This is a genomic window from Micromonospora sp. S-DT3-3-22 (assembly GCF_015354745.1).
In the GTDB taxonomy this organism is placed as follows: domain Bacteria; phylum Actinomycetota; class Actinomycetes; order Mycobacteriales; family Micromonosporaceae; genus Micromonospora; species Micromonospora wenchangensis.
Map to the genome: position 1 here is coordinate 1 of NZ_JACGMO010000064.1, position 12,948 is coordinate 12,948.

Here is a 12,948-nt window from a genome sequence, read left to right on the forward strand (position 1 = left end):
AGCAGCTCCACCGGGCGGCCGGCGGCGGCGAGGCCGTCGAGGACCCGGGGCAGCAGCGCCCGGTGCCGGCCCCGGCCGGCGGCGGGGTTGGCGAGCACGGCGACCGGGCCGGCCACCCGACGATCGTCTGCGGTCACGGCGAGCACCGTACCGGCTCGACCGGCCCACGGGCTGACCCCGATTCCGTCCTCTCCCTACCCGGTCCGGTGACCGTTCTTCCGGGTTCGGGCGGTGGGCCGGGGTCATCACCTCCAGGGCATCCTAGGCTGCTAGGTGGGAAGGATCGGCCGGCCGGTCCTTCCGGGTACCGCCGCGCCCCGGGGAGGGGATGTGGGCGGCCCATCCGGAACTGGGCCGGGGTTGTCTCGGGCCGCAGGTGCGGTGCGCGTCCTTTCGATCTGACGACGTCAACGACTCAGTTCCCGGTCAGGCACACCACAGGCAGGTTTCGCGGTCTCTCGGGTGTGCACCTCGACGGGTGATGCGTCAACGTCATCAGCTCGAAAGGATGCGAAACCACCACTGGGGCCCACCCACCCGGGCCGGCCCCACCCGCCTGCTCTCCAGCGCCGCGCACCGGCCCCGGCCGTGTGAGGAGTCCGGCGTCGACAGGTGATCTCAAGCGCTGGGATCTCGTGCCGGCATCGCACCCGCGCGACGGCGACGACACGCCGCGCAGGTGACGATGCCGGCGCCGGGACCGGCCGGCGGCGCACACAAACCGGCCCGCCGACGGTGCCGGGTGTGGCGGGTCAGCCGTGTGCCTTCTGCTGGCAGGGGACGCAGAAGCGGGCCTGCGGCAGCACCTCCAGCCGTTCGGCCGGGATCGCCACCTGGCAGCGTTCGCAGCGGCCGTAGCTCCCCTCGGCGATCCTGCGCAACGCGCCCGCCAGGTGGTCCAGGCTCTGCCGGGTGGCCGCGATCAGCGCGCCCCGGGTGTGCGCCTCGGCCGGGTCGCCGGTGTCGGCGGTCAGCTCGGTCAACCGGGCGGTCTGCGACGCGAACTGGTCGGTGAGGCTCTGGCGGAGCATGGTCAGCCGGTGCTGGTCGGCCTGGTCGTGCAGATCGGTGCTCATGGACGGGTCCTTTCGGGATGGGTGCCTCGGGTCACAGGGTCGGGAAATAGAAAAAGGGCCGAAGCCTGCTGGCTTCGCCCTGGTGGCCGTTCCGGAGGATGCTCGGTCTCCGGGTGGGCCACGCCCGGCGGGGATCGGGCTCGGCCGCCCCTGGGTGGGCACGACGGCGGGCAGGGTCGCGCCGGGAACCGCCGCCCCGCGCCGGCCGACCACGACCACCGCCACCGGGAAACCGGTGGCGGTCGGGCGGGGGCTGACGGCCGGGGACATGCGGCCCACCATAGGCCGTGTCCGGGAGAAAACCAACGGATAACCACCGTCGGGCCACCCACCCCCGGACCGCCGTCGGCGGCACGGACGCCCGGCCCGACGGCTGTGCTTACATGGGCACCATGGCACAGCCGGTGATCCTCACCATCGACGACGACCCCGCCGTCTCCCGGGCGGTCGCCCGCGACATCCGCCGCCGGTACGGCGACCGCTACCGGGTGGTCCGGGCCGACTCCGGCCCCGGCGGGTTGGAGGCGCTGCGGGAGATCAAGCTGCGGGGCGAACGGGTGGCGGTGCTGCTGGCCGACTACCGGATGCCCGAGATGAACGGCATCCAGTTCCTGGAGGCCGCGATGGACCTCTTCCCCGCCGCCCGCCGGGTGCTGCTGACCGCGTACGCCGACACCGACGCGGCGATCGACGCGATCAACGTGGTCGACCTGGACCACTACCTGCTCAAGCCGTGGCACCCGCCGGAGGAGAAGCTCTACCCGGTGGTGGACACCCTGCTGGAGGCCTGGGCGGCCAGCCCCGACCAGGCCAGCGACGAGATCCGGGTGGTCGGGCACCGCTGGTCGGCCCCGTCGTTCGCGGTCCGCGACTTCCTCGCCCGCAACCTGGTGCCCTACCGCTGGCTGCTCACCGACGACCCGGAGGGCGGTCGGCTGCTCGCCGCCGCCGGGGCCGACGCCACCGACGTGCCGCTGGTGGTCACCCCGGACGGCAAGGCGCTGGTCGCCCCGACGGAGGCGGAACTGGCGGCGGTGGCCGGGCTCACCGTCGCCCCGTCCGCCGACTTCTACGACGTGGTGGTGGTCGGCGGCGGCCCGGCCGGGCTGGGCGCCGCCGTCTACGGGGCGTCGGAGGGGCTGCGCACCGTGCTGGTGGAGCGGCGGGCCACCGGCGGCCAGGCCGGGCAGAGCAGCCGGATCGAGAACTACCTCGGATTCCCCGACGGGGTCTCCGGAGCCCAGCTCACCGACCGGGCCCGCCGGCAGGCGCTGAAGTTCGGCGCTGAGCTGCTCAGCACCCGCGAGGTGGTGGGGCTGGAGAGCGCCGGGGCGGCCCGGCTGCTGCACTTCGGTGACGGCAGCACCATCGCCGCGCACACGGTGGTGCTGGCCACCGGGGTCTCCTACCGGGTGCTCGACGCGCCGGGCCTGGCCGACCTGACCGGGCGCGGGGTGTTCTACGGCGCGGCGTCGACCGAGGCGCCCAGCTGCGTCGACCAGGACGTCTGGATCGTCGGCGGGGCCAACTCCGCAGGCCAGGCGGCGGTGCACTTCTCCCGGTACGCCAGCCGGGTGCACCTGCTGATCCGGGGCGCCGACCTGACCGCGTCGATGTCGTCGTACCTGATCCAGCAGTTGGACCGGATCGACCGGATCGTGGTGCACCCGCACACCGAGGTGGTCGGCGGCGAGGGCGACGACCACCTGGAGCGGCTGCGGCTGCGGGACACCCGCAGCGGCGACGTCCGCGAGGTGGACGCCTCCTGGCTGTTCATCTTCATCGGCGCGGAGCCGCGCACCGAATGGCTGGACGGGGTGCTGGTCCGCGACGGGCGGGGCTTCATCGTCGCCGGCCCCGACCTGACGGCGGGTGGCCGGAAACCACCCGGTTGGACCCTCGCCCGCGACCCGTACCACCTGGAGTCGAGCCTGCCGGGGGTGTTCGCCGCCGGTGACGTGCGGGCCTCCTCGGTCAAGCGGGTCGCCTCGGCGGTCGGTGAGGGTGCGATGGCCGTCTCGCTGGTACACCGCTACCTGGAGGCACAGTGAGCGACTCGGACGAACGACTCACCCCGGAGCAGCTGCGGGAGCTGTTCCTGTTCGCCGCCCTCGACCCGGAACAGCTCGACTGGCTGGCCGAACACGGCCGGGTCGAGCAGCGGGCCGCCGGCACCGTCGTCTACGCCGAGGGTGAGGAGGCGACCTGCTTCTTCACCCTGCTCTCCGGCACCGTGTCGATGAGCCGGCGGGTGCACGGCGACGACCTGGAGGTCACCCGCACCGACCAGCGCGGCGTGTACGGCGGGGCCACCCAGGCGTACCTCGGCGCACAGGTCGACCAGGTCTACCTGAACACGCTGCGGGCGGTCACCGACGCCGCGTTCCTGGTGCTGCCCGCCGAGACGTTCGCCCACGCGGTGCGTACCTGGTTCCCGATGGCCATGCACCTGCTGGAGGGGCTGTTCTTCGGGATGCGCGACACCCAGACCATCATCGGCGAGCGGGAACGGCTGCTCGCTCTGGGTTCGCTGTCGGCCGGGCTCACCCACGAGCTGAACAACCCGGCCGGCGCGGCGGTCCGGGCCACGTCGGCGTTGCGCGACCGGGTCGCCGGGATGCGGCACAAGCTGGCGATGATCGCCGACGGTCGGCTCGACGGCCGGCGGCTGCACACCCTGGTGGAGTTGCAGGAGGAGGCGGTGAAGCGGGCCGCCCGCGCGCCGCAGCTGTCCCCGATGGCGGCCAGCGACGCCGAGGACGCGTTGGCCGACTGGCTGGACGAGCAGCGGGTCACCGCCGGCTGGGACCTCGCGCCGACGCTTGTCGCCGCCGGCCTGGACACCGCGTGGCTGGAGCAGGTCCGCGAGGTGGTCGGCCAGCAGGACCTGGAGTCGGCGGTGCGGTGGCTGTCGTACACGTTGGACACCGAGCAGTTGATGGCCGAGATCGACGACGCGGTCACCCGGATCTCCACCCTGGTCGGCGCGGCCAAGCAGTACTCGCAGCTGGACCGGGCCCCGCACCAGGTGGTGGACGTGCACGACCTGCTCGACGCCACCCTGGTCATGTTCAAGGCCAAGGTCCCGCCGGGGGTCCGGGTGGTCCGGGAGTACGACCGGGGCCTGCCGCCCATTCCGGCGTACGCGGCCGAGCTGAACCAGGTGTGGACGAACCTGATCGACAACGCGCTGTCGGCGATGGGCGCGGACGGCACCCTGACGTTGCGCACCGGTCGGGCCGGCGACCTGCTGGCCGTCGAGGTCGTCGACACGGGGCCGGGGATTCCCGAGGCGGTCCGGCCGCGTATCTTCGAGCCGTTCTTCACCACCAAGGCCGTCGGTGAGGGCACCGGGCTGGGGCTGGACATCTCGTACCGGATCGTGGTCAACAAGCACCACGGCGACATCCGGGTGGAGAGTGTGCCGGGCTCGACCGTGTTCCGGGTGCTGCTGCCGTTCACCGCCCCGGCCCGCGTCACCGACGCCCCGGGACGCTGACAGCGAACCGTTCCGTCCAGGACCATCGTGATCGCGCGGTCACGGAGGATAATGGTTGGTCGCCGTCGGGGGCAAGTAGTGGTTCCCCTTCTGTCGCGCGGGCAGGCCCGGCCATACGCTCGGCCGCGGGGAGTCTGCCGTCCGCCGCAACCGGCCGGCAGGTCGCCGTACCCCGTCCCCGACGCAGGCGGAGGCCACCGTGACCATCGACCGGGTGACGACCGGGCCGGCGACCGCCGGTGCCCCGGTCGGCTACACCGTGGAGGAACTCGCCCGCAAGGTGGGCATGTCGGCGCGGAACATCCGTGCCCACCAGGCCCGCCGGCTGCTGGCACCCCCGGTGCGCCGGGGTCGGGTCGCGCTCTACGACGACTCCCACGTCCGCCGGCTGGAGGCCATCCTGACCCTGCAACGGCAGGGCTTCAACCTGGTCTCCATCGAGGCGATGCTCGGCGTCCGGACCGGTGACGAGACCCCCGACGGGCTGACCGCGATGCTGCAACGGCTGGCCGCCGAACGTCCCGCGTTGACCCACGCGCTGACCCGGCACGGGGTGATCGGGCGGGCCCCGGACGGGACGGTGCGCACGGTGCGGCCCCGGCCGTTGCGTGCCGCGTTGGACCTGCACCGGGTCCGGATGGGCACGGTGCCGGCGTTGCAGGCACTCAGTGAGGTGCTCGACAGCGTCCGGCCCCTCGCCGACGAACTGGTCGCGGCGGTCACCGCCCGGATGTTGACGCTCGCCCCGGAACTGGGTGGCAGCGGGTCCCGGCCGTCGTGGTCCGACGGGGACCGGGAGACGATCCTGCTCACCCAGGGGGTGGTGAACGTGCTCACCGAGGCGTTCCGGTTGGCGGTGGAGCACCAGGCCGAGGCGCACATCGCGGGCCTGCTGGACAACGGCTCCGGCGCGCCGACGCCCGTCGGGGACGCCGCCCTGGTCGACAAGGGCTGACGCGCCGGCCGGACCGGGCGTCCCGGTCAGCGGTCGGTGTCGTCGAAACGGGACACCCAGGCGACCAGACCGGACCGGGACTCCACGCCCGCCTTGCGGTAGATCCGGGTCAGGTGCGCCTCCACGGTGCGGGGGCTGATGTGCAGCTGACGGCCGATCAGGCGGTTGGTGACGCCGGTGCTGGCCAGCCGGGCGATGTGCCACTCCCGGTCGGTCAGGGCGGTCTCGGTGAGCGCCCGCACCGGCCGGGCCAGGCGCAGGCCGACCCGTTCGGTGCCGCACCGGGCGGCCAGCTCCTGTGCCCGGCGGCGGGCCCGGAGGGCGGGGCCGCCCTGGTCGACCGCCTCGGAGGCCCGGGCGATGGCGACCAGGGCGAGGCTGTGCCGCAGCATCATGCCGGCGGCCCGGAACCGGTCCGCCGCGGTGCGCAGGTACGGCAGCGCCGTCAGCACCTCGCCCCGGGCGAGCAGCACCTCCCCGTACGCCGATTCGGCGAAGGCGTGCTGACCGGGCAGGCCGAGCAGGTCGGCGGCGGCCAGCGCGGCGCGGGCCCGCCGGTACGCCTCGGGCAGGTCCCCGGCGGCCAGGGCGGCGGCGCAGAGCAGTTCGTGCCACATCGGTCGCAGGGAGGCCTGCAGACGGGTGAGCCGGCTGTCGCCACCGGCGTCCGTGAGCATCTCCACACAGGTGGCGGGGTCCCCGGCGAGCAGCGTCGCGGTGGCCAGCGCGGTCGCCGCGGTCCGTCCCGACCAGCTGTCGAGGTCGTTGGCGAGGTCCACGGCGGTGCGGGCCAGGGCCACCGCCCGATCGTCGTCGCGCGGGCCGCCCCGCCACGCGGTGGCCTGCGCCTCGAAGGCGAGGGCGAAGCTGAGCAGGGAGCGGCTGCCGATCCGGCGGGCGATGCCGCCGGCCTCGGTGGTCAGTCCGATCACGGTGCCGAGCTGGCCCCGGTGGTAGGCGACCTGGCTGCGGCCGAGCAGCAGTTGGCACAGGCCGTCGTCGCGGTGGGCGTCACGGACCAGGGTGATCCCCCGGTCGAGGTGCCGGGTGGCGTCGGCGGGGCGTTCCAGGAACAGCTCGGCCAGTCCGAACGCCAGCAGGCAGTCGGGGCGCTCGCGCAGGTCCCGGTCGGGCAGCGCGTCGACGATCGGCGCGCCGGCGGCGAGCAACTCCCGGGCGATCTGCACCTCGCCGTCGTGGGCGGCGGCGAGTCCGCGGACGGCCAGCAGGCCGGCCCGGTCGATGCCGCTGGCCTCGCCGTCGGGTGCGCCGCCGGGCACCGGCGACGGGTGACCGGACAGGATGCCGATCGCGCCGAGTTCGGTGGCGAGCTGGTACGCCCCGGCGGTCGGCGTCGGCGTCCCGACCAGTTCCCGGCGGCTGATCGCGGCGGCCTCGGCGTAGTTGCCGAGCAGGCGTTCCACCCGCACCCACTGGGCGACGGCGGCGGCCCGGCGGCCGGTCGGATCGACGGGCAGTTCGGGGACGACCTCCCGCAGCAGGGCGCGGCTCTCGGCGAGGTTGCCCATCTCGCCGGTGATCCGGGCCAGCAGCAGGGTGACGTCGTGCCGGGTGTCCGGGGAGCCGGCCGGCGGGCGTACCGCGTGCAACGCCGTCCGCAGCCAGCGGACGGCCAGTTCCGGGGCGTCGCCGCGGATCTCCCCGGCGGCGCGGCAGAGCACGTCGACGTAGGGTTCGACCGGCCGGCCGTGGGGCAGGCCGAGCAGGTGTTCGGCCTGGGCCACCCGCTCGGCCGGCGGGGCCTGCCGGGCGAGCAGCACGGTCAACGCCCGGTGGTGTGCCTCCGCCCGCCAGGCCGGGTCGGTGTCCTGCGTGACCGCCGCGCGCAGCACCGGATGCCGGAAGGTGAACCGGGCCGTGGCCGGGACGACCCGCAGCAGGTCCCGGCGGACCAGTCGCCAGGCGGACTCGGTCACCTCCCGGGCCGGCAGGCGGGCGACCTCGGCGAGCAGGTCCACCCCGCACGGTGTGCCGCACACGGCCGCGGCGCGCAGGCACGTCGCGTCGACCGGGGACAGGCCGGTCCACTCGGCGCGCAGGGTGGCCACGGCCCGGTCGGTGAGCCGGGGCCCGGCGGTCGACGGGGGGTCCCGGTCGCCGTCCGGGCCGACGCCGTCCAGCGCGGCGAGGTAGCCGGGGTTGCCGGCGGCCCGGTCGTGACGGCGGCCCAGTTCGGCCGGGTCGTCGTGCGGGTACAGCGCGACGGTGTCGGCGAGGCTGAGGGGTCCCAGTTCGATCCGCTCCCGGCCCCGGCCGCCGGGGACGCCGGCGTCGGGCGGGCCGAACGGCATCGCGGTGTCGAGTTGGCGGGGCCGGTAGACCAGGAGCAGCAGCAGCGGCGCGGGCACCGGGTAGCGCAGCAGGTGGGTGACGAGCCCGGTGGACGAGGTGTCGGCCCAGTGCAGGTCGTCCAGGACGAGGGCCAGCCCGTCCCGGGCGGCCAGGGTGAGCAGCCGGCGGGCCAGTTGGTAGGTGCGGAACTGGCGTACGTCGAGCGGGCCGACGGAGCGCAGGGCCGGCAGGCCGTCGGGTTCGGCCCCGGCGGTGGGCCGCCCCGGGTCGGCGCGGGCGGGGTGGGGGGCGCCGAAGGCGTGCCGGAAGACGTGGAACGGGATGTCCCGCTCAGCCTCGACGCAGGTGCCGACGGCCCGGGGCAGGGCCGGGGCGCAGCTGTCGAGGGCGGCGTGGACGAGGCGGGTCTTGCCGATCCCCGGGTCGCCGACCACCTCGCACACCACCTGGGTGCCGGTGCGGACGCCGTCGGCGTGGGCGGCGCGGATGCGGGCGACCTCCGGCCGCCGTCCGACGAATGGTGAGCCGGACAGCGCATCCTCCAGCCCAGCTGCCGTCACGCAGATCACGTGGATTCCCTGCGACACTCCAATAAGGATTGCCGGGACTATACCGGTGGCCGGGAACACGAGGAACATCGATGTCGCGGGGGTGACCGAACGATTCGGCCCGCTGACCGTACGGGTGGGGGAATCGGCCGTTTCCGGTGTGGTGTCGGGGGTTGCGGCGTCGGTCGGCGGTCAGGGGGTGGGCGGGGCGACCGGCAACGTGGCGATCAGTCGCAGCTGCGCGGTGCGGGACTCGTCGATGCGTCGGGCCAGGTCGCGGACGGCCGGGGCGACCGCCACCGCCAGGTGCGCCCGGGCCAGCGCGGCGGCCTGCCGTTGCTGCGGCACGAGCACCGCCACCAGGGCGGCGTCGTAGCCGGCTTCCGGGGTGCCACGCAGCAGCGCCACCGGGTCGGGGGTGTCGCCGGGGTCGGGGTGGGTGTGCCGGTGGTGGCCGGTGTCCGGGCCGGCGGCGCTGATCCACCGGCGGGCCTGGGCCACCTCGTCGGTCTCGGTGGCGTCGATCGCCGCGACGAGGGTCCGCAACCGGGGTTCCCGGACCCGCTGCGGGGCGGCCCGGACGATGGCCAGGGTCCGTTCCTGGTGGGCCGTCATGGCGTGCAGGAACACCAGGTCGAGTCCGTCGATCACGGTAGTCGCGCCCGCCGGTGCCGGCGCGGGGGTGGCCGGGGGCGCGGCGGGCGCGCACCCGGCGAGCAGCAGGGCCGCCACGGCGACCATGGTGCCCCGGCGTCGGCGGCCGGGCCGGCCGACGGTCGCGGGTGGCCGGCCGCCGCCGGCCCGTCCGGGGCCGGCGGCGGGTGGGGGCGGGAGGCCCGGTCGGCGCAGCGGCATGGTCGGCGTCCGGGTCAGATCCGGGTCCACAGGGCGGGCACGTACGGCGGTTCCCAGCCCGGCAGGGCGGTGTGCGCCTGCCGGCACCGGTAGCTCAGTGCCTGGTAGGTGACCACGTCGCCGACCTGGTAGCTGCGGCCGGCCGTCCAACTGCCGCCGGCGGTCGGCGGGGCGGTCGGGGTGGCGGTACGGGTCGGGGTGGGCGTGGGGCCCGGGGTGCGGGTGGGCGACGGGCTCGGCGTGGGGGTGGGGCCGGTTCCGCCGATCTGCACGTCCACGCAGGAGTAGAAGGCGTTGGCGGTGTCGGCGATGTTCCAGACGGCGAGGATCTTCTGCCGGCCGGTGAAGCCGCCGAGGTTGACGCTGTGCGAGACGGTGGCGTCGGGTTGCCGGCCGCCGCCGTCGACGACGCCGACGCGGGTGCCGCCGATGAAGTACTCCCAGTTGCTGGTGGCGTGCCGGGCGGTGTTCACCCAGGTGAAGGTGACCGTGCTGCCGACCGGGGTGGCCGGCCAGCCCCGGCTGTCGTCGTCCAGGACGTCGAACTGGGTGATCCCGGCGCTGCAACTGCGCAGCCCCTTGACGCCTTCGACGCTCTGCGGCTCGTAGCGGATCTGACCGCAGTCGGGCACCTTGCCCTGGGCGCAGAGGGCCTGGCGGCTGGGCGGGGCGGAGACGTAGCCGTGGGCCTGGGCGGGCGCGGCGAGGCCCAGGGAGGTGACGACGGCACCTGTCGTCACCAGGGGGACGGTGATCGTGCGGCGCATGGGGCACTCCTCGACGGGGCGGGGCGGTCGTCCGGCGGCGGGGGTTCCGGCCCGTACGGACGGATCGACCTGGAACGATTGCCACCACCGTAAATTAAAGTTTGTTAACAGTAAAGACGTCTTCCTGTTTTCCGCACCGGGTAGCTCCCGTCCCCGGGACTGTCCCGACCCGCGACGGGTATCCGCGCTCGCATGGAGTGCCGAGGGCGGGTCCTCGTGATCTCGGCGGATGTCGGTGCCGGCCACGACACCGCAGCCGGCGAACTGGCCCACCGGCTGCGGGAACGCGGCTTCACGGTGGACCGGCTGAACCTGCTGGACGTGCTGCCGCGCCCGGTACGCTGGGTGTTCCGGGAGGCGTACCGGGACATGCTGCGCTGGCTCCCCCGCGGCTACGACGCCCTGTTCACCCTGACCGCCCGGTCCCGACTGTCCGTCGCGCTGATCCGCGGCCTGCTGCGACCGGTACGACGCCGGATGGGCCGGGCCATCCCACCGGACACCCTCGCCGTGGTGACCACCTACCCCTTCGCCAACCAACTCCTCGGACCGCTGCGCCGGCAGGGCCGGCTCACCGTCCCGGTGGTCAGCTACGTCACCGACTTCGCGCTCCACCCCACCTGGCTGAGCCCCGGCGTGGACCGGTACTACGCGCTGCGGCACGCCGAGGTGCCCCCGGTCGACGCCGACGCCACGCCCGTCACGACGGTGCAACCGCTGGTGTCACCCGCCTTCGGCGGCGCGCACCACACCGACCGGCGGCAGGCCCGCCGCCGGTTCGGGCTGCCCGAACGGGACCGGCTGGCGCTGATCGTCGCCGGGGCGTGGGGCGCCGGGGACGTGGAAACCACGGTGGCGGAGGTCGGCGCGACCGGCTGGGCCCGACCGGTCGTGGTGTGCGGACGCAACACCCCGCTCTACGACCGGCTCCGCCGGGACTGGGAGCACGTGTTCGGCTGGGTGGACGACATGCCGACCCTGATGCGCGCGGTGGACGTCGTGGTGGAGAACGCGGGTGGCCTCACCTGCCAGGAGGCGCTCTCCGCCGGGGTGCCGGTGGTGACCTACCGGCCGCTGCCCGGACACGGGCGGGCCAACGCCGGCATCCTCGCGCGGGCCGGTCTGACCCGACGCGCGTCGTCGGTGGAGCAGCTGCGGCCGGCGTTGATGGAGACCACCGGCCGGCGGGACCGGTTCGTCCCGCTGTCCGCCGACCCGGCCGACGTGGAGGCACTGGTCACCGAGTTGGCCGCCGTGCCCGGCAACGGACAGGCGTACCACCGGCCACGCCGACACCTCGGCGACGCCGTGGCGGTGGTCGCGGCGCTGCTCGCGGCGTCACGGGGCCGCCGGTGAGGTGGCGGACGACGGGCCTGCTGGCGGCCGGGCTGGCCGCCGTCGGCCTGCACGGGGCGCCGGCGGTCACCGCGCTGCCGGCGCTGCGGGGACGGCTGCTGCGCCGGCTCGACGGGGTGGGACCGCCGGACCGGATCGCGTTGACCTTCGACGACGGCCCCGACCCGCAGTCCACCCCGCGCTTCCTGGAGGTGCTGGCCGCCCACCGGGTACGGGCGACGTTCTTCCTGCTCGGCACGATGCTGCGACGGCACCCCGACCTGGGACGGCGGCTGGTCGCCGCCGGGCACGAGGTGGCCCTGCACGGCGGGGAGCACCGCAACCTGCTGCTGCGGGGGCCGCTGGCCACCGGCCGGGACCTCGCCGCCGCGCACGCGCTGACCGTCGCCGTCACCGGGCAGACCCCCCGGTTCTACCGCCCCCCGTACGGGGTGTTGACCGGACCGGCCCTGCTGGCCGCCCACCGGCTGGGCCTGCGGCCGGTGCTCTGGACCTGCTGGGGACGGGACTGGACCCGTACCGCCGACGCCCGGTCGGTGCTGGCCGAACTCCGTCGCGGGCTGCGCGGCGGCGGCACCGTGCTGCTGCACGACTCCTCCGGCACGGCGACCCCCGGCGCGTGGCGGGCCGCCCTCGACGCCCTCCCCCACCTGCTCGACGAGTGCCGGCAGCGGGGGTGGACGGTGGGCCCGCTCGGCGACCACCTGGACGGGACATGACGCTCGCGGTGCTGGCCGCGCTGGTCGCGGCGTTCGCGTTCGCCCTGTCCACCACGTTGCACCAGCGGGCGGCCAAACAGCAGCAGCGGCGGCGGGCGCTGGATCTGCGGCTGCTGTCGCGGCTGCTGCGGACCCGGCTCTGGCAGCTCGGCTGGGTCCCCGACGTCGTCGGCGTGTGCGCCCACGCCCTGGCCCTGCGCTACGGCCCGCTGACCCTGGTGCAGCCGCTGCTGGCCAGTGGGCTGTTCATGGCCATCCTGATCGAGGCCGGCTGGAGCCGGCAGCCGGTGCACCGCCGCGATCTCGCCGCCACCCTCGTCGGCACCGCCGGGCTGGTCACCTTCCTGGCCGCCGCCGACCCCCGGGCCGGAGTCACCGAGCCGGGCGCGTCGGCCTGGTGGTGGGTGGCCGCCGGCACCGTCGCCACCGTCGCCGGCTGCCTGCTCGCCGCCCGACGGGCCGGCGACGCGGCCCGGGGCACCCTGCTCGGCATCGCCGCCGGGGTCCTCTACGGGGTGAGCGCCGCGCTGCTCAAGGCGGTGGCCGCCCGGTGGCACGGCGACCCGCTCGCCCTGGCCCTCGACCCGAGGTCGTGGGCGCTGCTGGTGGTCGCCCTGCTCGGCGTGCAGGTGAACCAGGCCGCGTTCCAGCACGGACGGCTCGCCGCGCCCCTTGTCGCGTTGACCCTGACCGAACCGGTCACCGGGGTGCTCGTCGGGGCCACGGCGTTCCGGGAGACCCTGTCGCTGACCGGGGTCCGGCTGCCGCTCGTCGTCGGCGCGGTCGTCGCCCTCGTGGTGGGCGTCCGGCTCGGCGCGTCCCGGGCCACCCAGGACGCGACGCCCGTCCTGCGGCGGTGA

10 protein-coding genes and 1 pseudogene are annotated in these 12,948 nt (G+C 75.1%); 6 read left to right on the forward strand and 5 right to left on the reverse strand.

Features of this window, described 5'->3' with window-relative positions; genetic code table 11:
* Both H1A17_RS19070 and H1A17_RS19075 read right to left on the reverse strand, forming a co-directional pair.
* A pseudogene (locus H1A17_RS19070) lies at window positions 1-146 on the reverse strand (sphingosine kinase); the annotation flags it as partial.
* Window positions 147-752: 606 nt separating this feature from the next.
* A complete protein-coding gene (locus H1A17_RS19075) occupies window positions 753-1,076 on the reverse strand; it encodes a TraR/DksA C4-type zinc finger protein (protein WP_088647093.1) in 324 nt (107 codons plus the stop codon).
* 392 nt (window positions 1,077-1,468) lie between these two features.
* On the opposite strand from H1A17_RS19075, the gene H1A17_RS19080 reads away from it, so the two are divergent.
* From H1A17_RS19080 to H1A17_RS19090, 3 genes are all read left to right on the forward strand, one after another.
* On the forward strand, window positions 1,469-3,127 hold the full coding sequence (locus H1A17_RS19080; protein ID WP_088647104.1) for an FAD-dependent oxidoreductase: 1,659 nt from the start codon (window positions 1,469-1,471) through the stop codon (window positions 3,125-3,127).
* Window positions 3,124-4,575 (forward strand): ATP-binding protein, encoded by a 1,452-nt coding sequence (locus H1A17_RS35325; protein WP_194822526.1) that lies wholly within the window; start codon window positions 3,124-3,126, stop codon window positions 4,573-4,575. Before H1A17_RS19080 ends, H1A17_RS35325 begins: the two co-directional genes overlap by 4 nt.
* 199 nt (window positions 4,576-4,774) lie before the next feature.
* Window positions 4,775-5,530, forward strand: coding sequence for a MerR family transcriptional regulator (locus H1A17_RS19090; RefSeq protein ID WP_194822527.1), 756 nt, complete (start codon window positions 4,775-4,777; stop codon window positions 5,528-5,530).
* 26 nt (window positions 5,531-5,556) lie between these two features.
* Here H1A17_RS19090 and H1A17_RS19095 read toward each other — a convergent pair whose 3' ends face one another.
* From H1A17_RS19095 to H1A17_RS19105, 3 genes are all read right to left on the reverse strand, one after another.
* Window positions 5,557-8,430 (reverse strand): AAA family ATPase, encoded by a 2,874-nt coding sequence (locus H1A17_RS19095; RefSeq protein ID WP_194822528.1) that lies wholly within the window; start codon window positions 8,428-8,430, stop codon window positions 5,557-5,559.
* Window positions 8,431-8,583: 153 nt separating this feature from the next.
* On the reverse strand, window positions 8,584-9,276 hold the full coding sequence (locus tag H1A17_RS19100) for a DUF305 domain-containing protein (protein ID WP_309236806.1): 693 nt from the start codon (window positions 9,274-9,276) through the stop codon (window positions 8,584-8,586).
* Entirely contained in the window at window positions 9,261-10,013 is a 753-nt protein-coding gene (locus H1A17_RS19105; RefSeq protein ID WP_145920055.1) for a lytic polysaccharide monooxygenase, read from the reverse strand. Before H1A17_RS19105 ends, H1A17_RS19100 begins: the two co-directional genes overlap by 16 nt.
* Window positions 10,014-10,229: 216 nt before the next feature.
* Between H1A17_RS19105 and H1A17_RS19110 the strand changes: the two genes are divergently transcribed.
* Genes H1A17_RS19110 through H1A17_RS19120 form a run of 3 tightly spaced genes read left to right on the forward strand, consistent with a single transcriptional unit; the run spans window position 10,230 to window position 12,948 of the window.
* Window positions 10,230-11,369, forward strand: a complete 1,140-nt coding sequence (locus tag H1A17_RS19110) for a glycosyltransferase (RefSeq protein ID WP_240762118.1) — start codon at window positions 10,230-10,232, stop codon at window positions 11,367-11,369.
* Window positions 11,366-12,088, forward strand: a complete 723-nt coding sequence (locus H1A17_RS19115) for a polysaccharide deacetylase family protein (RefSeq protein ID WP_194822529.1) — start codon at window positions 11,366-11,368, stop codon at window positions 12,086-12,088. Before H1A17_RS19110 ends, H1A17_RS19115 begins: the two co-directional genes overlap by 4 nt.
* On the forward strand, window positions 12,085-12,948 hold the full coding sequence (locus H1A17_RS19120) for a DMT family transporter (protein WP_194822530.1): 864 nt from the start codon (window positions 12,085-12,087) through the stop codon (window positions 12,946-12,948). Before H1A17_RS19115 ends, H1A17_RS19120 begins: the two co-directional genes overlap by 4 nt.